This is a genomic window from Mariniflexile gromovii, from assembly GCF_017814435.1.
Lineage (GTDB): Bacteria > Bacteroidota > Bacteroidia > Flavobacteriales > Flavobacteriaceae > Mariniflexile > Mariniflexile gromovii.
The window spans coordinates 20,583-44,228 of sequence record NZ_JAGJCB010000017.1 but is presented as its reverse complement, the minus strand read 5'-3'; the positions used below and the strand labels follow the sequence as shown (position 1 = coordinate 44,228).

At 34.5% G+C, this 23,646-nt stretch carries 14 protein-coding genes and 1 tRNA gene; 3 read left to right on the top strand and 12 right to left on the bottom strand.

What is annotated here, in order from left to right; translation table 11 throughout:
* Window positions 1-6 precede the first annotated feature (6 nt).
* A complete protein-coding gene (locus J8H85_RS14895; protein ID WP_209656006.1) occupies window positions 7-6,216 on the bottom strand; it encodes a DUF7507 domain-containing protein in 6,210 nt (2,069 codons plus the stop codon).
* Window positions 6,217-6,672: 456 nt separating this feature from the next.
* Here J8H85_RS14895 and J8H85_RS14890 point away from each other — a divergent pair, with 456 nt between their 5' ends.
* The 3 genes from J8H85_RS14890 to J8H85_RS14880 all read left to right on the top strand — a co-directional run bounded on the left by J8H85_RS14890 (window position 6,673) and on the right by J8H85_RS14880 (window position 10,468).
* Window positions 6,673-8,262, top strand: coding sequence for a peptide chain release factor 3 (locus J8H85_RS14890; protein WP_209656005.1), 1,590 nt, complete (start codon window positions 6,673-6,675; stop codon window positions 8,260-8,262).
* A gap of 336 nt (window positions 8,263-8,598) precedes the next feature.
* On the top strand, window positions 8,599-10,032 hold the full coding sequence (locus J8H85_RS14885; RefSeq protein ID WP_209656004.1) for a hypothetical protein: 1,434 nt from the start codon (window positions 8,599-8,601) through the stop codon (window positions 10,030-10,032).
* A gap of 202 nt (window positions 10,033-10,234) precedes the next feature.
* Window positions 10,235-10,468, top strand: a complete 234-nt coding sequence (locus tag J8H85_RS14880) for a (4Fe-4S)-binding protein (RefSeq protein ID WP_209656003.1) — start codon at window positions 10,235-10,237, stop codon at window positions 10,466-10,468.
* A 43-nt stretch (window positions 10,469-10,511) separates the two neighbouring features.
* On the opposite strand, the gene J8H85_RS14875 is transcribed toward J8H85_RS14880, so the two are convergent.
* The 11 genes from J8H85_RS14875 to tuf all read right to left on the bottom strand — a co-directional run bounded on the left by J8H85_RS14875 (window position 10,512) and on the right by tuf (window position 23,644).
* Window positions 10,512-10,829, bottom strand: coding sequence for a DUF3467 domain-containing protein (locus J8H85_RS14875; protein ID WP_209656002.1), 318 nt, complete (start codon window positions 10,827-10,829; stop codon window positions 10,512-10,514).
* Between the two features lie 90 nt (window positions 10,830-10,919).
* On the bottom strand, window positions 10,920-15,221 hold the full coding sequence (gene rpoC, locus J8H85_RS14870; protein ID WP_209656001.1) for a DNA-directed RNA polymerase subunit beta': 4,302 nt from the start codon (window positions 15,219-15,221) through the stop codon (window positions 10,920-10,922).
* A gap of 79 nt (window positions 15,222-15,300) precedes the next feature.
* Complete coding sequence (gene rpoB / locus J8H85_RS14865) at window positions 15,301-19,113, bottom strand: DNA-directed RNA polymerase subunit beta (RefSeq protein WP_209656000.1); 3,813 nt, start codon at window positions 19,111-19,113, stop codon at window positions 15,301-15,303.
* 124 nt (window positions 19,114-19,237) lie between these two features.
* Window positions 19,238-19,615, bottom strand: a complete 378-nt coding sequence (gene rplL / locus J8H85_RS14860) for a 50S ribosomal protein L7/L12 (protein ID WP_209655999.1) — start codon at window positions 19,613-19,615, stop codon at window positions 19,238-19,240.
* A 65-nt stretch (window positions 19,616-19,680) separates the two neighbouring features.
* On the bottom strand, window positions 19,681-20,202 hold the full coding sequence (gene rplJ / locus J8H85_RS14855; protein WP_209655998.1) for a 50S ribosomal protein L10: 522 nt from the start codon (window positions 20,200-20,202) through the stop codon (window positions 19,681-19,683).
* Between the two features lie 19 nt (window positions 20,203-20,221).
* A complete protein-coding gene (gene rplA, locus J8H85_RS14850) occupies window positions 20,222-20,911 on the bottom strand; it encodes a 50S ribosomal protein L1 (RefSeq protein ID WP_209655997.1) in 690 nt (229 codons plus the stop codon).
* Between the two features lie 20 nt (window positions 20,912-20,931).
* Window positions 20,932-21,369: a 50S ribosomal protein L11 gene (rplK, locus tag J8H85_RS14845; RefSeq protein ID WP_209655996.1), complete on the bottom strand. Its 438-nt coding sequence runs from the start codon at window positions 21,367-21,369 to the stop codon at window positions 20,932-20,934.
* 75 nt (window positions 21,370-21,444) lie between these two features.
* Window positions 21,445-21,999 carry a transcription termination/antitermination protein NusG gene (nusG, locus tag J8H85_RS14840; protein WP_132216628.1) on the bottom strand — a complete coding sequence of 185 codons (555 nt, stop codon included), beginning with the start codon at window positions 21,997-21,999 and terminating at the stop codon, window positions 21,445-21,447.
* A gap of 9 nt (window positions 22,000-22,008) precedes the next feature.
* Complete coding sequence (secE, locus tag J8H85_RS14835; RefSeq protein ID WP_132216631.1) at window positions 22,009-22,203, bottom strand: preprotein translocase subunit SecE; 195 nt, start codon at window positions 22,201-22,203, stop codon at window positions 22,009-22,011.
* A gap of 120 nt (window positions 22,204-22,323) precedes the next feature.
* Window positions 22,324-22,396, bottom strand: a tRNA-Trp gene (locus tag J8H85_RS14830).
* A 60-nt stretch (window positions 22,397-22,456) separates the two neighbouring features.
* Window positions 22,457-23,644, bottom strand: coding sequence for an elongation factor Tu (tuf, locus tag J8H85_RS14825; RefSeq protein WP_209655995.1), 1,188 nt, complete (start codon window positions 23,642-23,644; stop codon window positions 22,457-22,459).
* Window positions 23,645-23,646 lie beyond the last annotated feature (2 nt).

Here is a 23,646-nt window from a genome sequence, read left to right as displayed (position 1 = left end):
AGTTTTTTAGTTTCTTTTTATGTACAAATATCCTTTATCAACCAATGGGTCTTGATTGATAACGAGGCGTGTTAATATGTAAAAATAAGTTCCTGTAGGTAGCGCCTCATTTTTAGCAACTGTTACACGTCCGTTAGACATTCCTCTAAACACTTTACCATTTATGCCATAAGCATCGGTTTCATATACTAAAACACCCCATCTATTATATATTTTAAGATTATTATCTGGATATTTTTCAATGCCTTCAATTCTAAAGAAATCATTTAATCCATCTTGGTCAGGAGACATGGCGTTGAAAATTTCAAAGTCTGGATTTGTTACCAATAGCAAAATTGTTACTGTTGAATCATCGGGTTCTCCATCATTATTAATGTCTATATCATCTAAATTAGTTGGGTCGTCTGAAGTATCAGTAACCGGATTTCCTAATATATCTTCAGCAACTACAACCGCTTGATTGGTAACCATACCATTACTAATATCTTGTGCCGTTATGGTATAGGTAGCTGTGAAAGTGGTACTATCCACATCTCCTGGTAGCAGTTGTAAAATGGAGCCACCATTTATTACCACTCCCGGAAGATCGTCTTGTAAAGTGATGTTGTAAAGTATGGTTTCGCCTGTATTATAAATGGTGAACGAATAAGTAATGGTTTCGCCTACTTGAACTGAACCATCCATATTTTCATCATTAAACACTCCTACTTTTTCAAGAGAAATAGCGTTTGGAATACATAAGGTTGTTTCGGTTATATCATCTTCCAATGCACTATTGTCATCGGATAGATCACTTACATTTACACCATTAGTACCTACACCTGCTACAACAGCTTGGTTGCTTACCACTCCTAAATCAATATCAGTTTGTGTGATGGCATAATTTGATGTATAAACCCATGTTTCAGTAACATCCAGTTGATTATCAGAATCAATATCACCTGATGCCAATGCTATGGCACCTCCCAGCATGGTATCTGTCAACACCACATTGGCAATACTACTATTACCTGTATTGGTAACATTAAATGTATAGGTAATGGTTTCGCCCACATTGCTACATCCATCAGTATTTTCGTCGTTAAACACCCCTGTTTTTACTAAAGCGATATTTGCAGATCGACATAAAATGGTTTGGGTAGCATCATTTTCTAAAACACTGTCATTATCTGACAAATCACTTACATTCACACCACTTGTGCCTATACCCGTAACTGTTGCTTGATTGCTTACTAATCCTGCATCAATATTTGCTTGGGTAATGGTATAGTTTGCTGTATACATCCAAGTTTCGGTGATATCTAATTCATTGTCCGAATCGGTATCACCAGATGCCAATGCAATAGTTCCTCCTAAAAATGCATCGGTTAAAATAACACTAGCTATACTTAAATTGCCTTGATTAGTTACTTCGAATGAATAAGTAATAGTCTCACCAACATTGCTACAACCATCATTATCAAGATCGTTAAATGAAGCTGTTTTTATTAAAGCAATTTCAGAAGATTGGCATAAAGTAGTTTGTGTTGCATCGTTTTCCAAAATGCTACTTTCATCTGATACATCTGAAACTATAACACCTAACAAAGAAGTACCTTCTGCCGTTGCTTGGTTAGTTACAAAACCAGTATTTATATCGGCTTGGGTTATGGTGTAATTCCCTGAATATCTCCACATTTCTCCCAGACTCAATATATTGTTAGAATCCAAATCTCCGGAGCTTAATGTTAAACTTCCACCCAATAAGGCGTCTGTAACTGATACATTTAACAACCCAGTGTTGCCTTGGTTTGTAACTGTTATAGTATAGGTTATTGTTTCTCCTACATCGCTACATCCATTTGAGTTTTCATCATTAAAAACACCTATATTTATAACAGCTATTGCCGGTGCTTGACATAAGGAAACCGTTAGTATGTCGTCTTCCAACACACTATTATCATCCGATAAATCTGTGACTGTTATGCCTGAAGGTGAAATTGCCTCCGCAGTAGCTTGATTAACAACTATTCCAGCATCTACATTTGGTTGTGTTATATTATAAGTTCCAGAGAAAATCCATAATTCATCAACATCTAATTTTCCATCAGCATCCGTATCTCCAGAATTATAAACTATAGGATCGGTTAATAACGGATCTGTAACAGTAACCGTACTTAGACTGGTATTTCCTTGATTAGATACGGTAAAAATGAAAGATATAGTTTCTCCATCTTCACTACAACCATTACTATTTTCATCATTTAATGAAGCTTGTTTTATAATGGCTATGGCTTGGGTTCTGCATAATGTGGTTTTGGTGGCATCGTCTTCTAAAACACTGTTATCATCCGATAAGTCACTTACAGCCATTCCTCCTGTACTTGTGCCAGTAACGGTGGCTTGATTGCTAACCAATCCAGCATCGATATTATCTTGGGTAATGGTGTAATTTGACGTATAAACCCAAGTTTCGTTAACGTCCAATTGATTGTCCGAATCGGTATCACCAGATGTCAATGCTATGGCTCCTGTTAACATCGGGTCGGTTATCACCACATTGGTAATGCTAGTATTCCCTTCATTACTTACTGTAAAAGTATAGGTAATGGTTTCGCCCGCATCGCTACAGCCATTCGCATCTTCGTCGTTAACTACCGCTGTTTTTATTAAAGCGATGTCGGCAGTTTGACAAAAGCCACTATTTCGGGCATCAATATATTCGCCATAAACTTCTATCGAATTTAACACACCTAAAAGTGATGCTACCGTAATTCTTACTTCATCAAAAGCCATTGATGTATCAAAACCAACTACATAAAAACCAGTTGTAGATGTTGGTGTGATGCTAATTAAACCTAAAGCATCTAAAGCCAATAAGCTTCCTGATGTTTGTTGTTCTTGTTGAACATCATCTAAATAAGTTGTTATGGTTAATGAATTTAATAAATCGACTTGCAATAAATTGTTTGTGTCCCTTATTACGAATCCAGCAAAAGTAGCCGCAGGATAATCTACAAGTACATCTTTTACTGAAATAGATGCAGTTCCTGCTACACCTGCCACCACATTCATCATGGCGTAATCTGTATTATTTTCCGTTATTACATTTTGTGAATCATCTACTTCACAAGCTACACATGCTAAACCGTCCACACCCGTGCGTGAGTTATTGATGATAACAGAATCATCTGGATTACTTGGTACATATGATGCATCACAATTAATAATTCCTTCACAGAAAGATTGCAATACCATGCCATAAACCCGAGTGCTTCCTAAATTTAATGATACCAATTGCGATAAGGTAATTTGGACTTCATCAAAAGGTGCTGTAGATACAAAACCTACGCGTACCGATTCGCTTCCTGTTAATAATAGTCCAGAATTTACCGGTAACAATTCGGTTGTTCCTGTTTTAGACTCTACAAAAACACCATCTAAATAAGTTGAAATGGTTATAGCATCAAACAATTCAGTGTTTAAAATTGTGCTGTTTTCTATATCAAACCCTGCGAATGTATTTGCTGGATATTCAGCCAATTCATCTTTTATAGCAAGGGATGCATTTGCTGCTACGCCCGCAAGTAAATTAATGGAGGCATAATTATTCTCATTAGAGTCAATAGCGTTATTAGCATTAGCAACACTTCCAACACCCAATAAACCTCCAGTACCTGTGTGCTCTTCAACAATTCGAACTGGAAAATCTGATTTTGTAATTTGGGTTGCCGTATTACACGCTAAATCTGGTCCTGCACAAAAACTATTGGTAACTGCATGGTAAATATTGGTTGTAGATAAAACACCTGCTAAACTTGAAATAGAAATCTCAATAGCATCATAATCCATTGTTGTATAAAACCCTACATAATATTGGTCTGTTCCTAATAGAGCACTATTGATAGCTACTAAAGTTCCACTACCGCTCACTTCCTGTAGCACACCATCTAGATAGGTTCTAACTACTATAGCGTTTAATAAATCTGCTTGAACAACTGAATTGTTTTCTACTAAAAACCCTGCGTAACCTCCAGCTGTAAAAAACTCTCCCGAAGTTCCATCCGTTACAGTTAATGTATGGGTAATTCCTAAACCTACTAATGTGGCTACAGTTGCATAGTTATTTGGGTTGGCGTCAATGATGTTGTCTTCATTTTGAATACCACAGCCAACAACACAAACTCCTGTAGTACTTTCATTTATAGATAAATCTGTAAATCCTGCAGCTGTAATGGCTACTGGTGCATCCGTATTACAGGGTACCGGATATTGAACGCCATCTGTATAAATTATGAATTCCGCAGTAGCATTACATCCTTTAGAATCTGTTACCGTTACAGAATAAGTTCCGGGTGATAAACTATTAATTGAACTTGATGTTTGTCCTCCAGGACTCCATAAATACGAATATGGAGGTATTCCTCCTGATGCTGCTACCGATAAACTTCCATCTGAAGCACTAACAGCTGTTTCGTTAATAACTGTTCCTTCAATTTTTATGGAAGCATCCACATAACTACCATATACTTCTATTGAGTTTATTACACCTACTAATGATGCAACTGTTAATCTTACTTCATCATATTCTAAAGTGGTTGGAAATCCTATTAAATAAAAACCATCCGATGATGTTGGAGTAATACTAATTAAACCTAAGGCTTCTAAAGCTAATAAATTAGCTGCTGTTTTAAATTCCTGAACAGCACCGTTTAAATAGGTAGTTACCGTTAATGAGTTTAATAAATCTACTTCCAATAAATCATTGGTATCTCTAATAACAAATCCTGCATTGCTTCCGGCCGGGAAAGACCCTAATACATTTTCAACAGAAACAGAAGCAGTATTAGCTACACCTGCCACCACATTTATGGATGCAAAATCTGTGTTACTTTCACTAATTACATTGGTGGCATTATCTACTTCGCATCCTACACAAACCAAACCATCTACTCCTGTACGGCTGTTGTTGATTATTACGGGTTGTGAAGGATTGCTTAACAGCGTTGCCGTACTACATTCCAGAGAGCCTTCACAAAAAGCTTCTAATACCAAACCATAAACTCGTGTACTTCCTAAATCGAGTGAAACTGTTTGTTGGATGCTTATTTGAACTTCATCAAAAGGCAATGTTGTTACAAAACCAACTTGAGAACGCTCCGTTCCTGTAAATAGCAAACCACTATCAACTGATAATAATTCCGAACTACCCGTTTTACTTTCTTGTAAAGTACCATCTAAGTAAGTTCTAAGTGTAATGCCATTTAATAAATCTAAATTTAAAACAGACGCATTTTCAATATCAAAACCCACGTAGGTATTGGCTACATAGTCTGTAAATTCATCCTTAATGGCTAAACTTCCAGAACCTGCTATTCCAACATTCAAATTAATACTAGCATATGTATTACTGTCGGAATCGATAGCTTCAATGGCATTTGCGACACTTCCTAAAGTTAACAAACCGCCCATTCCTGTATGTTCCTCTACAATACGTGCAGGGAAATTTGGTTTTGCTAACATGGTAGGCGTATTACACTCTAAAGTTGGGCCAGTACAAAGACTACTTGTAACTGCATGATATATTCTAGTAGTAGATGCAATACCAACTAAACTTGAAATTGATATTTCAATGGCATCGAAATCTTTGGTGGTATGAAACCCAACATAATATTTACCTGAAGCCAACAAAGTACTATTTACAACAGCTAACGACGTACTTGTGTTAGACTCTTGTTCTACGCCATCCAAAAAAGTTCTAACCACTATGGCGCTTAATAAATCGGCTTGAACCACTGAACTGTTTTCTATTAAAAACCCAGCATAATTTCCTGAATTATAATATTCACTTAAGGTATTATCAGTAACCCTGAATGTATGAGTTACTCCCACTCCCAATGCCGTAATCGCCGACGCAAAATTTGTTTCGTTTGCATCTACTAGATTAGAGACACCTTGAATCCCACATACAATTGGTAAACACAAACCTGTAGTATTGGAGGTAGCTACTAAATCTGTATAATTTAAATTTGTAATAGGTACCGGTAAGTCTGTATTACAAGGCACTGTTACGGGAAGAAAGTAACTACTCATCTTTCCGTAAACATTATCACTCCAAGTAGCGAAAACATTGGTATAAGTAAAAAGAATAAACAAAAGCACCATACTTATAAGTACAGGCTTTGTTCGAGCACAAAATTTAGCAACAACTAAATACACATAGGTAATTTTTCTCATAGCATTTGGGGATTTAATATTTAAAAAATTAGATATCGCACAGTAAAACCAATATTTTATTTACTGACTACAACAATACATTACTAAAAATGATATTAATATTTCTTTAAGCTTTAAATATTTTTTTTGTGAGAGAAAAACAATGGTTTTAAAGCGGTTTCTTATGAAATGGTAACAAATTGACATTAACCATTTTAACTATATTTCAATATAATTTCAGGAAAAAGTAATATTTATTTACTTACAAAAAAAAATAAAAGTAATTTTTTCGACAAAATACATAAATTAATACCTACTTTTTTTTACAATTTTAATCTTACTATATAAGTAATTTTAATCTGATAAATTTCACCATTTTATTATATAAAACCATAATAAAAATTAAAAAAACCTGTTACGATATTCATTTTTATTATCCTTAATAATAGTATCTTTGCAACCATTTTCAAGATTATTATGAGTTTTATAAAAGAAATACAACGTAGACGAACTTTTGGAATTATTTCCCATCCCGATGCTGGTAAAACAACCCTAACTGAAAAGTTATTATTATTTGGTGGCGCTATACAAGAAGCTGGTGCCGTAAAAAGCAACAAAATAAAAAAAGGTGCTACCAGTGATTTTATGGAAATTGAACGCCAACGTGGTATTTCGGTAGCTACTTCGGTTTTAGCTTTTGAATATGATGGTGTAAAAATTAATATACTTGATACGCCTGGACATAAAGATTTTGCTGAAGACACCTTTAGAACCTTAACCGCTGTAGATAGTGTTATTGTTGTAATTGATGTTGCCAAAGGTGTAGAGGAACAAACTGAAAAATTGGTTGAAGTTTGTCGCATGCGAAACATTCCCATGATTGTGTTCATTAATAAAATGGATAGAGAAGGTAAGGATGCCTTCGATTTATTGGATGAAATTGAACAAAAATTAGGCTTAACAGTAGTGCCTTTAAGTTTCCCAATAGGCATGGGCTACGATTTTAAAGGAATTTATAATATTTGGGAGAAAAACATTAATTTATTTAGTGGCGATAGCAGAAAAAATATAGAAGAAACTATTGAAATTTCCGATTTAGAATCTCCAGAATTAAACAAATTGGTTGGGGATAAAGCAGCCAAAACACTTCGTGATGAAATAGAATTGGTAGAAGGCATCTATCCGGAATTTGACAAACAAACTTATTTAGACGGCCATTTACAACCCGTGTTTTTTGGTTCTGCATTAAACAACTTTGGGGTTCGTGAATTGCTTGATTGTTTTATTGAGATTGCTCCTAAACCACGCCCAAAACAAAGTGAAGAACGTTTGGTAAAGCCTGATGAAGATAAATTTACAGGATTTGTGTTTAAAATTCATGCCAATATGGATCCCAACCACAGAGACCGATTGGCATTTATTAAAATTGTAAGTGGTACTTTTGAAAGAAACAAACCTTATTTACATGTGCGCCACGGCAAAAAATTAAAATTCTCGAGCCCAAATGCTTTTTTTGCTGAAAAGAAAGAGATTGTAGATATCTCGTATCCTGGAGATATTGTAGGTTTACACGATACAGGAAACTTTAAAATTGGTGATACTTTAACTGAAGGCGAAAATATCAATTACAAAGGAATTCCTAGTTTCTCTCCTGAACATTTTAGGTACATCAATAATGCCGACCCATTAAAATCAAAACAATTATTTAAGGGCATCGACCAATTGATGGATGAAGGTGTTGCACAACTATTTACTTTAGAACTTAATGGCAGAAAAGTAATTGGTACCGTTGGTGCACTTCAATATGAAGTTATTCAGTACCGATTGGAACATGAATACGGTGCTAAATGTACTTATGAAAATTTAAATGTTTATAAAGCATGCTGGGTAGACCCTAAAAACTCTAAAAGTGATGAATACAAAGAGTTTATACGTGTTAAACAACGTTATTTAGCAAAGGATAAACAAAATCAATTGGTGTTTTTGGCAGATTCAGCATTTTCATTGCAAATGACACAGCAAACCTATCCTAGTATTAAGTTTCATTTTACCTCTGAATTTGATTAAATATTGAAATACCTGAAGTTCGAAATCCTATCAACAGTACGCCACAAGATTTTTATCTGTAGTAAATCAACTATGTTATATTCAAAGTTCTAGTAGATTCTTTTTAAAATTAATATCACCGCTATTACCTCAATTAATCCAAGAAATTTAATTATTTGGTTGAGTTCTCAACTATAATAATTTATGATTATTTAGATAAATAAGTTTATAAAAATACATTTCTAATTTTTATAGAATCGAAATTTAGAACTTAATAAATGAAGTATGTTTTTTTTAAATTAAGAAAGTATTTATTGAATAAAAGTTTAATTTGTAAGCTTAATTATATCTCTAATTATGCAAGACAAATTAAATAAGCCCAACAATATCCAACTATTTACTTTTTTTTCTGTTTTTTGGGCTTTTTCTACATTAATTCATCAACTGGTATGGCTTGAATGGTCTCATTATAATATTCCTATGGGATGGATGGTGACTCTGTTTTGTATACTTCATATAGGTACATTAGGAAAACATAAAACCTTTTTTATTTTAGCTGTTGTATCTTCTATGTTTTGGTACTTATTGCGTCAACCTTTTAGTGTAAATCATTTGTTTTATGAAGCATTAATGAGCATTTTCATAAGCATAGTTCTAGTTTTCTATTACCTAAAAAATAAATTTTCAACCCAAACTATAACACTTGAAAGTTATTTTGTTACAAACGCCTTTCCTATTTTAAGAGTTGGTATCATTTTACTTTATTTTTTTGTAGTACTACATAAATTAAATTATGATTTTTTCAAAACTGAAATTAGTTGCGGCGCTATATTATTTGAAAACTTACTAAATAATTTACAGCTAACAAAACTTAATTTTATAGATAATTTTTACAATAACAATCATATTTTAATTGCCCAATTTTCAATCTATTCTGCTTTAATAGCGGAAGCTATAATCCCTTTACTGCTTTTATTTAAAAGAAGCAGAAAATTAGGATTAATTTTGGCTATGATATTTCATTTTCTACTGGGATTAGAAGGGCTAATGGCCATCATTAGTTTTACTGGAATGATGTTTACATACTTAAGTGTGTTTTGGCCTGTTAAAACAGTTAGTGCCGTTATAAATAATTTACTACCATATAAGAATAAATTAAAAATAGGATTTATTGCTTTCATTTCTTTATTAGCACTTGCCTATATAACAAAACATATAGGCACCTTAATGCGATTAGTAAATGCCGTATGGATTATATATTCAATTTTTATTATTTTAATATTTATTAGGTTTTCTAAAGGTGAAAATTCAGGAAATAATATAAGCTTTAGGCCTAAAACTTCAATATATTGGATATTTCCCATCCTTATTTGTATTAATGGGTTTTCTCCGTACCTAGGTTTAAAAACACAAACTGTCTTTTCTATGTTTAGTAATTTAAAAACTGAAAATGGATCAAATAATCATTTTTTCATCCCTAATGAACTTCAGTTATTCAATTATCAAAAAGAAATTGTAGTTATAACAGAAACAAATATGCAAGAATTAACCGGTACAGATGCCTGGAATAATACTAAAAACTATAAATATGTGTTGTTTGAGTTTATAAGGAAGCTAAATTCTATAAATGATGGGCATGTTAATTTTCAAGTTAATAACAAAAGTTATTATGTTAAAAAAGAAAATGGCGAAATTATTGAGAGTAATATAGATTTAAAACAAAGTGTAATCTTAAAAAGATTATTTCTTTTTAGACCTATATACGATGATGTAAATTTATGTCAACAGTAAATATTATAATACCTACAGCATTATAAATTTGTAGTGTAAAATGATTTTATATCCAAATTTTAGCAATTCAACGACTATTATTTGATAAAACCTGTAAATTGATAATTTTTGTATCGTAATTTTATCATATTAATAATATATATTATGTTATTTGATATTTTCACAATTCAAAAGAAATTCATAACCCCAAATATGAAAACTTATGGAAGACTACAAAAATGAATTCAGTAATAACGAAATTACTGTAACCTACGAACCAGCCCTTTGTATCCATGCTGAAAAATGTGCCATGGAATTATCAGAAGTTTTTAGAACAAGTGTTATCCCTTGGATTAATTTAGATGGCACTGAAACCGAACGTATTATAAACCAAATAAAACGATGCCCATCAGGAGCATTGAAATATCAAAAGAACATTACCAAACGAGCTTCATAAAAAAAATCCCATTGATAAAATTTCAATGGGATTTTTTAATTTTTTATGCTTGACCGGTAGGTCCAAAGTTTAAGGGTATTGGCGGTTGTTCGTAATCCTTTATTTCACCATGGGCGTTTTCAAATCTAGATACATTTTCACCTAATGCTTTTAGTAATCTTTTAGCGTGTTGTGGTGTTAATATAATTCTGGATTTTACTTTACTTTTAGGAACTCCTGGCATAATGCTAACAAAATCTACAACAAACTCAGACACCGAGTGATTAATAATGGCTAAGTTAGAATAGATACCTTCAGCTACTTTTTCATCCAGTTCTATATTAATTTGTCCTGGCTTTACGTTCTCTTTTTCGTCTAACATAATCTTAATATTTTTTAATAAAAAAGCCTTCAAGTTAATTTACAAGAAGGCTTTTATTTTTACTCACTCCTACCTTTGCAGGAATGATAATTAATTATAATTCAATTCTTGCTTTACTTGCATCATTTCGTCGAACTCTTCTTTCGAGCCAACAATAATATCAGTATATCTACGCATACCTGTACCTGCTGGAATTCTGTGTCCAACAATTACATTCTCTTTCAAGCCTTCTAAACTATCAACTTTACCAGCTACTGCTGCTTCGTTAAGTACTTTAGTTGTTTCTTGGAAGGATGCTGCCGATATAAACGATTTCGTTTGAAGCGATGCTCTTGTAATACCTTGTAATATAGGTGTTGCCGTTGCTGGTTTCGCATCTCTAGCAGTAACAAGATTTTTATCTTCTCTTCTTAAAATAGAATTCTCATCTCTTAATTCACGAGCCGATACTATTTGGCCTGGTTTAAGGTTAGAAGAATCACCTGCATCTTCAACCACTTTTAATCCGAAAATGGCATCATTTTCTTGGATAAAGTCATCTTTATGTGCTAATTGATCTTCTAAGAAAAGTGTATCACCAGAATCAATGATTTGTACTTTACGCATCATTTGTCTTACAACAACCTCAAAGTGCTTATCATTAATTTTCACACCTTGTAAACGGTATACCTCTTGTACTTCGTTTACTAAATATTGCTGAACTGCTGAAGGTCCTTTAATATTTAAGATGTCGTCTGGCGTAATAGAACCATCTGATAAAGGCATACCTGCTTTCACATAATCATTTTCTTGAACAAGAATTTGATTAGATAGTTTCACCAAGTATTTTTTAACTTCACCTAATTTAGATTCTACAACAATCTCACGGTTACCACGTTTGATTTTTCCGAATGAAACCACACCATCAATCTCACTTACAACAGCAGGATTAGAAGGATTACGTGCTTCAAATAACTCGGTTACACGCGGAAGACCACCCGTAATATCACCTGCTTTAGCAGATTTACGTGGTATTTTCACTAAAATTTTACCAACGCCAATTTTCTCGCCGTCGTTAATCATTAAGTGAGAGCCTACTGGTAAGTTGTATGAACGAATGGTTTCACCACTAGCATCTTCAATATGAAGTGTTGGAATAAGCTTTTTGTTTCTAGATTCTGAAATTACTTTCTCTTGGAAACCTGTTTGCTCATCTATTTCAACTTGGTAGGTCATACCTTGTTCAATATTTTCATATTTGATTTTTCCAGCAAATTCTGAAATGATAACACCGTTATATGGATCCCAAGTACAAACAACATCACCTCTATGTAATTCCTGACCGTTTTTAACCAATAAAGTAGAACCGTAAGGAATATTATTTGTGCTTAATGTGATACCTGTTTTCTTATCAACTAATTTAAGTTCAGAAGTTCTAGAAATAACAATATCTATATCATTACCTTCACCATCTTTACCTTTAACAGTTTTTAAATCTTCAATTTCAGCAATACCGTTAAACTTAACAATCAGTTTGTTTTCTTCTGAAATGTTACCTGCAATACCACCCACGTGGAAAGTACGAAGTGTTAACTGTGTTCCTGGTTCACCAATAGATTGTGCAGCAACTACACCAACAGCTTCACCACGTTGAACCATTTTACCGGTTGCTAAGTTACGTCCGTAACATTTAGCACAAATACCTTGTAATGCTTCACAAGTTAATGCTGAACGTACTTCTAAACTATCAATTGGAGAGTTTTCTATCTTTTTAGCAATATCATCTTCAATCAATTGTCCTGAAGCTACCAACAACTCATCTGTAATTGGATCGTAAACATCATTCAATGCCACACGACCAACAATTCTTTCTTCTAAAGTTTCAACAACTTCATCGTTTTTCTTCAATGGCTCTACTTCAACACCTCTTAAAGTACCACAATCTTCAGTGTTAATAATAACATCTTGAGAAACGTCTACCAAACGACGGGTTAAGTAACCTGCATCGGCCGTTTTAAGAGCCGTATCCGCAAGACCTTTACGAGCACCGTGCGTAGAGATGAAGTATTCTAAAATTGAAAGTCCTTCTTTAAAGTTAGAAAGAATCGGGTTTTCAATAATCTCACCACCACCTGCATTCGATTTTTTAGGTTTCGCCATTAATCCACGCATACCTGTAAGCTGACGAATCTGTTCTTTCGATCCACGAGCTCCAGAATCAAGCATCATAAACACCGAGTTAAATCCTTGTTGATCTTCACGAATACGTTTCATAGACAATTCAGTCAATTCCGCATTGGTTGAAGTCCAAATATCAATAACTTGGTTATAACGTTCGTTATTGGTAATAAGTCCCATGTTATAGTTACCCATAATACCATCAACTAATGTATTGGCTTTATCAATCATTCCTTGTTTTTCTGGTGGAATGATAATATCACCTAAGCTGAATGATAATCCGCCTTGGAATGCAAACTTAAATCCTAAATCTCTAATAGAATCAAGGAAATCTGCCGTTTCAGGAACCGATGTGTATTTTAAAATACTACCAATAATATCTCTTAAAGATTTTTTAGTAAGAACCTGATTGATATATCCAGCTGCTTGTGGCACTTTTTGATTAAAAAGTACACGACCAACAGTGGTTTCAATAATCATTGGTTCTAATTTACCATCTGCATTGATATCTAAAGTTCTAACTTTTATACCAGCATTCAAATCTACTTTCTTTTCATTGAAAGCGATTTCAACTTCTTCTGGTGCATAGAACGTTAAACCTTCGCCTTTAACAGGTGCTTCTGGAGTAGACTTACGTAGCTTGGTCATATAGTAAAGACCAAGTACCATGTCTTGAGAAGGTACTGTTACTGGTGAACCATTTGCAGGATTTAAGATATTGTGAGAAGCCAACATTAATAATTGACATTCTAAAATAGCTTCTGGTCCTAATGGTAAATGTACTGCCATTTGATCCCCATCAAAATCCGCGTTAAACGCTGTACACACTAACGGGTGTAATTGGATTGCTTTCCCCTCAATTAATTTTGGTTGGAATGCTTGAATACCCAAACGGTGTAACGTAGGAGCACGGTTTAGCAATACTGGATGTCCTTTAAGAACGTTCTCCAAAATATCCCAAACTACTGGTTCTCTTTTATCTATAATTTTCTTTGCAGATTTTACAGTTTTTACAATACCTCTTTCAATTAGTTTTCTAATTACGAAAGGTTTGTAAAGTTCTGCTGCCATGTTTTTTGGCAATCCACATTCGTGTAATTTTAATTCTGGTCCTACAACAATTACCGAACGCGCCGAATAATCAACACGTTTTCCTAAAAGGTTTTGACGGAAACGTCCTTGTTTACCTTTTAATGAATCTGATAACGATTTTAACGGACGGTTTGAATCGGTTTTTACAGCTGAAGATTTACGTGTATTATCGAATAACGAATCTACAGATTCTTGTAGCATACGTTTTTCGTTACGTAAAATTACTTCAGGTGCTTTAATCTCAACTAAACGCTTTAAACGGTTATTACGGATAATAACACGGCGGTATAAATCATTTAAATCGGACGTTGCAAAACGACCACCATCTAACGGCACTAAAGGACGTAATTCTGGTGGGATGATTGGAATAACCTTCATAATCATCCACTCAGGGCGGTTTTCTCTGTTTTGGTTTGATTCGCGTAGCGATTCAACAACTTGTAAACGTTTTAAAGCCTCCGTTTTACGTTGTTTAGATGTTTCAGTATTTGCTTTATGACGCAATTCGTATGATAAAGACTCTAAATCAATTCTTGATAATAGTTCAATCAAACACTCTGCTCCCATTTTAGCAAGGAACTTGTTTGGGTCATTATCATCTAAGTATTGGTTATCTTGAGGAAGTGATTCCAGAACATTTAAATATTCCTCTTCCGTTAAGAAATCCATTTTTTGTAATGGTTCGCCTTCTTCATTTTTAGCATTACCTGGTTGAATAACTACGTAACGTTCGTAGTAAATAATCATATCTAATTTCTTAGATGGTAAGCCTAATAAATATCCTATTTTATTTGGTAACGAACGGAAATACCAGATGTGAGCGATTGGCACCACTAAATTGATGTGACCAACACGATCTCTACGTACTTTCTTCTCGGTTACTTCAACACCACAACGATCGCAAACGATGCCTTTGTAGCGAATTCTTTTATATTTACCACAAGCACATTCGTAATCCTTTACCGGACCAAAAATACGCTCACAGAACAAACCATCTCTTTCTGGTTTGTGGGTTCGATAATTGATAGTTTCTGGTTTTAAAACTTCACCTCTAGACTCTGCTAAAATAGACTCTGGTGATGCTAAACCAATCGAGATTTTGTTAAATCTTCTTACTGTATTCTTATCTTGTTTTCTTGCCATGTTCTTTTAGTATTCAGTCTCAGTTTTAGTATTCGGTTTACTCAATTGGTAAACCGAATACTGTAACTGCATACTTTTTTTATTCCTCTAATCTGATATCTAAACCTAAACCTTTTAATTCATGCATTAATACATTGAAAGATTCCGGTAGTCCTGGATCTGGCATTGGTTCGCCTTTTACAATAGCTTCGTACGTTTTAGCTCTTCCAATAACATCATCTGATTTTACTGTTAAGATTTCACGTAGTGTACTTGATGCACCGTATGCTTCAAGTGCCCAAACCTCCATCTCACCAAAACGCTGACCACCAAATTGTGCTTTACCACCAAGAGGTTGTTGTGTAATTAATGAGTATGGTCCAATAGAACGTGCGTGCATCTTATCATCAACCATATGTCCTAATTTCAACATATAGATAACACCTACAGTTGCTGGTTGGTCAAAACGTTGTCCTGTTCCACCGTCATATAAGTAAGTATGTCCGTATCTTGGAATACCCGCTTCATCAGTTAATTCATTGATTTGATCAATGGTTGCTCCATCAAAAATAGGTGTAGCAAACGTACGTCCTAATTTTTGACCTGCCCATCCAAGTACCGTTTCATAAATCTGACCGATGTTCATACGAGATGGTACCCCTAGTGGATTCAATACAATATCAACAGGTGTTCCGTCTTCTAAGAAAGGCATATCTTCTGCTCTTACAATACGAGCCACAATACCTTTGTTACCGTGACGACCTGCCATTTTATCACCAACTTTAAGCTTACGTTTTTTAGCAATATAAACTTTAGCTAATTTAATGATACCTGCTGGTAACTCATCACCTACAGAAATAGTAAACTTCTCACGTCTTAAAGAACCTTGTAAGTCGTTTTCCTTAATTTTGTAGTTATGGATTAAATCGGCTACCAATTGGTTTGTATGGTCATCTGTTGTCCATTTTCCAGACACTAAATGTGCATAATCATCAACCGCATTTAACATTTTTTGAGTGAATTTTTTACCTTTTGGCAATACTTCTTCACCTAAATCATTATAAATACCTTGTGCTGTTTTACCATTGACGATGTTGAATAATTTTTCGATTAAAATTTCTTTTAAATCTTCAAATTTTCTATCGTAAATTGCTTCTAAAGCAACAATATCATCTTTATCTTGAGCTCTCTTACGTTTATCTTTTACTGCTCTAGAGAATAATTTCTTCTCAATAACAACACCATTTAAAGATGGTGAAGCTTTTAAAGAGGCATCTTTTACATCACCTGCTTTATCACCAAAGATAGCACGTAATAATTTTTCTTCCGGAGTAGGATCGCTTTCTCCTTTTGGAGTAATTTTTCCTATTAAGATATCGCCTGGTTTCACTTCTGCACCAATACGAATCATTCCGTTTTCATCTAAATCTTTAGTAGCTTCTTCAGAAACGTTAGGGATATCATTCGTTAACTCTTCGTTACCTAATTTTGTATCTCTAACTTCTAATGAATACTCATCGATATGAATAGATGTGAAAATATCTTCACGTACCACTTTTTCAGAAATTACAATCGCATCCTCAAAGTTATACCCTTTCCAAGGCATGAAGGCCACTTTCATGTTTCTTCCTAAAGCCAACTCACCTTTTTGAGTTGCATAACCTTCACATAAAACTTGTCCTTTAACAACTTTATCTCCTTTAACCACAATTGGTTTTAAGTTGATAGACGTACCTTGATTGGTTTTTCTGAATTTGATTAACTGGTATGTTTTAACATCACTATCAAAACTTACTTTAGCTTCATCTTCAGTACGATCGTATCTAATTTTAATTTCATTAGCATCAACGTAAAGTACTTCACCCGTTCCTTCTGCATTAATTAATACACGGGAATCTGATGCTACTTGACGCTCTAAACCTGTACCAACAATTGGTGCTTGAGGCAATAATAATGGAACTGCTTGACGCATCATGTTCGATCCCATCAATGCTCTATTCGCATCATCATGCTCTAAGAACGGAATCAACGAAGCTGAAATAGACGAGATTTGGTTTGGTGCAACGTCTGTATAATGCAGATTTGCAGGATCCATTACCGGGAAGTCACCTTCCATTCTCGCAATTACTTTATCATGTAAAATTTTACCGTTTTCATCTACTTTAACAGTAGCTTGTGCGATTAATTTTCCTTCTTCTTCTTCAGCACTTAAATATACTGGTTGGTTTTTAATATCAACAACACCATCTGTTACAGGACGGTAAGGAGTTTCAATAAAGCCCATTCCGTTCACTTTAGCAAATACTGAAAGTGATGAAATTAAACCAATATTTGGTCCCTCAGGCGTTTCAATCGGGCATAAACGACCATAATGTGTGTAGTGAACGTCACGTACCTCGAAACCTGCTCTTTCACGAGATAAACCACCTGGTCCTAGTGCAGATAAACGACGCTTATGAGTAATCTCCGCTAATGGATTTGTTTGATCCATGAATTGAGATAACTGGTTTGTTCCAAAGAATGAATTAATAACAGACGATAAAGTCTTAGCGTTAATTAAATCGATTGGAGTAAACACCTCGTTATCACGAACGTTCATACGCTCACGAATGGTACGCGCCATACGCGCTAAACCAACACCAAATTGTTGAGATAATTGTTCACCTACAGTACGTACACGACGGTTAGATAAGTGGTCAATATCATCAATCTCAGCTTTAGAGTTGATAAGCTCGATTAAATATTTAATAATGGTAATAATATCTTCTTTGGTAAGTACTTGCTTATCCATTTCAATATTAAGACCTAATTTTTTGTTCATTCTGTAACGCCCAACTTCACCTAAAGAGTAACGTTGATCACTGAAGAATAATTTATCAATGATACCACGTGCTGTTTCCTCATCTGGCGGTTCTGCATTACGTAATTGTCTATATATATGCTCAACAGCCTCTTTTTCAGAGTTTGTTGGATCTTTTTGAAGCGTGTTGTGAATAATGGCATAATCACCTTGTTCAGCGCTTTCTTTGTGTAAAAGAATCGCCTTCACATCAGCTTCAATAATTTCTTCAATATTATCTTTATCTAAGATTGTATCACGATCAAGAATAATTTCATTACGCTCGATAGATACCACCTCGCCTGTATCCTCATCAACAAAATCCTCATGCCATGTATTTAAAACACGCGCCGCTAATTTTCTACCTTGATATTTTTTTAACCCTGTTTTAGAAACTTTAATTTCTTCAGCTAAATCGAAAATCTCTAAGATATCTTTGTCACGCTCAAAACCGATTGCACGGAAAAGCGTTGTAACAGGTAACTTTTTCTTTCTATCGATGTAAGCATACATTACCTGGTTAATATCGGTAGCGAATTCAATCCAAGATCCTTTAAAAGGAATTACCCTTGCCGAATATAACTTTGTTCCATTTGCATGGAAAGATTGCCCGAAGAACACCCCTGGTGAACGGTGTAATTGAGATACTACAACGCGTTCTGCACCATTGATACAAAAAGTACCACTTGGCGTCATGTAAGGTATTGTTCCTAAGTACACATCTTGAACAATGGTTTCGAAATCCTCATGTTCAGGGTCTGTACAATATAATTTTAACCTTGCCTTTAGCGGAACGCTGTAAGTAAGACCTCTTTCAATACACTCGTCAATAGCATAACGTGGTGGATCTACGAAGTAATCTAAAAATTCTAAAACAAATTGATTACGTGAATCAGTTATTGGAAAGTTCTCCATGAAGGTATTGTATAAACCTTCATCGCCTCTTTCTTCAGACTTTGTTTCTAATTGGAAAAAATCCTGGAAGGATTTAATCTGAATATCCAAAAAATCTGGATATGCTGTTCTATTTACAATAGACGAGAAATTTAATCTTTCAGCTTGTGTTGATAACATCAATGGACGGAATTTTGATTAAAAAAAATAGTTATGGCGTATCTAATTCTTATATACGCAAAATGGTTTAGGTCTTGAAGGTTAAACTCCAGACCTAAACCTTTATGTTGTTTGGTAGCTAAGCTTATTTAAGCTCAACCTCTGCTCCAGCTTCTTCTAAAGATGCTTTTAAAGCTTCAGCTTCGTCTTTAGATACTCCTTCTTTAACATTACTTGGAGCTCCATCAACTAATTCTTTAGCTTCTTTTAAACCTAAACCAGTTAATTCTTTAACTAATTTTACAACACCTAATTTAGATGCACCAGCAGCTTTTAATACAACTGTAAACTCAGTTTGAGCTTCAGCAGCATCATCACCACCTGCAGCAGGACCAGCAGCAACCGCTACAGCAGCAGCAGCAGGCTCAATACCGTACTCTTCTTTTAATATTGTTGCTAACTCGTTTACTTCTTTTACTGTTAAGTTAACTAATTGTTCTGCGAAATCTTTTAAATCTGCCATTTTCTATCGTTTTTAATAAATTTTTAATTTTAATATAATTGTAATATAGTGCGTACTGTTTAATACTATCCTTCTTTTTCAGATAGTGTTTTTAAGATACCAGCTAGTTTACCACCACTTGATTTAAGTGCTGAAACAACGTTTTTAGCAGGCGATTGTAACAATCCTACAATCTCTCCTAATAACTCTTCTTTAGACTTGATATCAACTAACATGTCTAATTGGTTGTCGCCAATATAAACACACTCCTCAATAAATGCTCCTTTTAATAAAGGCTTCTCTGATTTTTTGCGGAAGGTTTTAATTAACTTTGCTGGTGCATTACCTGTTTCAGAATACATCACAGATGTATTTCCTTTTAAAACTGTTGGAAGGTTTCCAAAATCTCTTTCAGATGCTTCCATTGCTTTTTCAAGTAATGTATTTTTAACGACTGCTAGTTTTATGTTTGCTTTAAAGCAAGCACGACGTAGCTCTGAGGTAGTTAATGCATTTAATCCTGAAATATCTGCTACATAAATGTTAGCATTACTGGCTAATTCTGCAGTTAAGTCCTCAATTACTTGTGATTTTTCTTCTCTTGTCATAATAAAAGTATTTAACTAATTAACCAACTTTAGGATCAACAGCAACACTAGGACTCATAGTACTAGAAAGGAAAATACTTTTAACGTATACACCTTTAGCAGTTGTTGGCTTAAGTTTTATTAATGTTTGAATTAATTCTGTTGCATTACCTGCAATTTTATCAGCACTAAAAGATGCTTTTCCTATTGCTGCATGTACAATACCGGTTTTATCAACTTTAAAGTCAATTTTACCAGCTTTAACTTCTTCTACAGCTTTAGCAACATCCATAGTTACTGTACCAGTTTTTGGGTTAGGCATTAAACCACGAGGACCTAATACACGTCCTAACGGACCTAATTTACCCATTACACTAGGCATAGTAATAATTACGTCTACATCTGTCCAACCATTCTTGATTTTTTCAAGATACTCGTCTAAACCAACGTAATCTGCTCCAGCTTCTTTAGCTTCTGCTTCTTTGTCTGGAGTAACTAATGCTAATACTTTCATGTCTTTACCAGTTCCGTGAGGTAATGAAACCACACCTCTCACCATCTGGTTTGCTTTACGAGGATCTACTCCTAAACGTACAGCAATGTCTACTGATGCATCAAACTTAGTATTAGTAATTTCTTTTACTAATGCAGATGCTTCATCAAGAGAGTAAACTCTCCCTTTTTCTATTTTTGCTAAAGCTTCTTTTTGCTTTTTTGTTAATCTTGCCATTTTTTAATGTCTTTTATAGATTACTTTGGTGCGTTTCCAGTCACGGTTATACCCATAGACCTTGCGGTACCAGCTATCATTGTCATAGCAGATTCGATAGTAAATGCGTTTAAATCTACCATTTTATCTTCTGCTATAGTTTTGATTTGATCCCATGAAACTTTAGCTACTTTTTTTCGGTTTGGTTCTCCTGAACCACTTTTTAACTTGGCCGCTTCTAATAATTGTACTGCAGCTGGAGGCGTTTTAATAACGAAGTCGAAAGACTTGTCTTTATATACGGTGATAACAACAGGCAATACTTTACCTGGCTTATCTTGCGTTCTAGCATTAAATTGCTTACAGAACTCCATAATGTTAACCCCAGCAGCACCTAAAGCGGGTCCAACCGGTGGCGACGGATTCGCAGCACCTCCCCGAACTTGTAACTTAACTACTTTACCAATTTCTTTTGCCATTTTTAATAATTTAAGTTGATACGCCTTTTAATTTGGAAGCAAAAAACCGTATCTTTTTATATAGTGTAACAATTATTATACTTTTTCAACCTGCATATAACTTAACTCTAATGGTGTTTTTCTTCCAAAAATTTTCACCATGACTTCCAGTTTACGCTTTTCTTCATTTATTTTTTCGATAGTTCCATCAAATCCATTGAATGGTCCATCAATAACTTTAACAGTTTCTCCTTTGGTAAATGGTATTGCAACCGTTGAATTTTCTTCAACCGATAACTCATCTACCTTACCTAACATTCTGTTAACTTCAGATTGTCTTAACGGCACTGGATCACCACCTTTTGTTTCACCTAAAAAACCAATTACATTCGTAACCGATCTGATAATATGAGGAATCTCTCCTGATAAGTTCGCTTGAATCATAATGTAACCTGGAAAAAATACTTTTTCTTTATGTATTTTTTTTCCGTTACGTATTTGAATCACGCGTTCAGTTGGAACCAATACCTGATCAACATAATCTTGAAAACCTAAACGAGCAATTTCATTCTCGATATAAGTTTTAATCTTATTTTCTTGACCACTTACAGCCCTTACAACATACCATTTTTTTTCGCTTACCTCAGACATATTCTTTCTTTAACTAATCAATTGAAAATAAAATGCTATCACTTTACTGAATACTGTATCTATTCCCCAAATTGCTAAGGAAAATATAATTGAAAATACAGCAACTAAAACAGTTAAACTTTGTGCTTCTGCCCAAGTTGGCCAGCTCACATTATTTTTAAGTTCGCCAAATGATTCTTTTACGTAATTTACAATTCCAGCCATTTATATATATTTTTCAACAGATTAAAAATTTCTGTCTATCAATTCGAAAATTGACTTTAGTGAAATCTTCTTTTCTTTATTTTCTTTAAGCTATTTACTTTGGGTAATATGCTTTCTATGCACGGGTTGAGGGACTCGAACTCTCGACACCTGGTTTTGGAGACCAGTGCTCTACCAACTGAGCTAAACCCGTAAACATAAGTCAAGGTATTCCGAAAAACGGAATACCTTAGCTTATTTTATATTAAACTAATTAGTCTAAAATTTCAGTTACCTGACCTGCACCTACTGTACGACCACCTTCACGGATTGCGAAACGTAAACCAACGTTCATTGCAATTTTTTGAATAAGTTCAACAGTAATAGTTAAGTTATCTCCAGGCATAACCATTTCAACTCCATCAGGAAGCGCAATGTTTCCAGTTACGTCAGTTGTACGTACGTAGAACTGTGGACGGTAGTTGTTGTGGAATGGTGTGTGACGACCACCTTCTTCTTTTTTCAAGATATAAACCTCAGCTTTGAATTTAGCGTGAGGAGTTACAGAACCTGGCTTAACAATAACCATACCTCTAGAGATTTGAGTTTTCTCAATACCTCTTAATAAGATACCTGCGTTATCTCCAGCTTCACCTCTATCTAGGATTTGACGGAACATTTCGATACCAGTGATAGTAGATGTTAATTTCTCAGCACCCATACCAATGATTTCAACTGGATCTCCAGTTTTAGCAATACCAGTTTCAATACGACCAGTTGCTACAGTACCACGACCAGTAATAGAGAATACGTCTTCGATAGGCATTAAGAAAGGCTTATCAATCTCACGTAATGGCTCTTCAATCCAAGTATCACAAGCTTCCATTAATTGTAAAACTGTATCTACCCATTTTTGCTCACCGTTAAGTGCACCTAAAGCAGAACCGGCAATTACAGGTCCATTATCTCCATCATATTCGTAGAAAGATAATAAATCTCTAATTTCCATATCAACTAACTCTAATAACTCTTCATCATCAACCATATCCACTTTGTTCATGAATACAACGATACGAGGAATACCTACTTGACGTCCTAAAAGGATGTGCTCGCGAGTTTGTGGCATTGGACCATCAGTTGCAGCAACAACCAAGATAGCACCGTCCATTTGAGCAGCACCAGTAACCATGTTCTTTACGTAATCCGCGTGACCTGGACAGTCAACGTGAGCGTAATGACGGTTTGCTGTTGAATATTCTACGTGAGAAGTATTAATTGTAATACCTCTTTCTTTTTCTTCTGGAGCGTTATCAATCTGATCGAATGATTTTGCTTCTGATAAACCTGCATCAGCTAATACTTTAGTAATAGCAGCAGTTAAAGTTGTTTTACCGTGATCTACGTGTCCAATTGTACCAATATTTAAGTGTGGTTTTGAACGATCGAAAGTTGCCTTTGCCATGT

Bases quoted from the DNA above. Each gene is read 5' to 3' on its own strand.
- J8H85_RS14895 (WP_209656006.1), bottom strand. From the start codon at position 6,216: ATGAGAAAAATTACCTATGTGTATTTAGTTGTTGCTAAATTTTGTGCT.
- J8H85_RS14890 (WP_209656005.1), top strand. From the start codon at position 6,673: ATGAGTTTTATAAAAGAAATACAACGTAGACGAACTTTTGGAATTATT.
- J8H85_RS14885 (WP_209656004.1), top strand. From the start codon at position 8,599: ATGCAAGACAAATTAAATAAGCCCAACAATATCCAACTATTTACTTTT.
- J8H85_RS14880 (WP_209656003.1), top strand. From the start codon at position 10,235: ATGGAAGACTACAAAAATGAATTCAGTAATAACGAAATTACTGTAACC.
- J8H85_RS14875 (WP_209656002.1), bottom strand. From the start codon at position 10,829: ATGTTAGACGAAAAAGAGAACGTAAAGCCAGGACAAATTAATATAGAA.
- rpoC (WP_209656001.1), bottom strand. From the start codon at position 15,221: ATGGCAAGAAAACAAGATAAGAATACAGTAAGAAGATTTAACAAAATC.
- rpoB (WP_209656000.1), bottom strand. From the start codon at position 19,113: ATGTTATCAACACAAGCTGAAAGATTAAATTTCTCGTCTATTGTAAAT.
- rplL (WP_209655999.1), bottom strand. From the start codon at position 19,615: ATGGCAGATTTAAAAGATTTCGCAGAACAATTAGTTAACTTAACAGTA.
- rplJ (WP_209655998.1), bottom strand. From the start codon at position 20,202: ATGACAAGAGAAGAAAAATCACAAGTAATTGAGGACTTAACTGCAGAA.
- rplA (WP_209655997.1), bottom strand. From the start codon at position 20,911: ATGGCAAGATTAACAAAAAAGCAAAAAGAAGCTTTAGCAAAAATAGAA.
- rplK (WP_209655996.1), bottom strand. From the start codon at position 21,369: ATGGCAAAAGAAATTGGTAAAGTAGTTAAGTTACAAGTTCGGGGAGGT.
- nusG (WP_132216628.1), bottom strand. From the start codon at position 21,999: ATGTCTGAGGTAAGCGAAAAAAAATGGTATGTTGTAAGGGCTGTAAGT.
- secE (WP_132216631.1), bottom strand. From the start codon at position 22,203: ATGGCTGGAATTGTAAATTACGTAAAAGAATCATTTGGCGAACTTAAA.
- tuf (WP_209655995.1), bottom strand. From the start codon at position 23,644: ATGGCAAAGGCAACTTTCGATCGTTCAAAACCACACTTAAATATTGGT.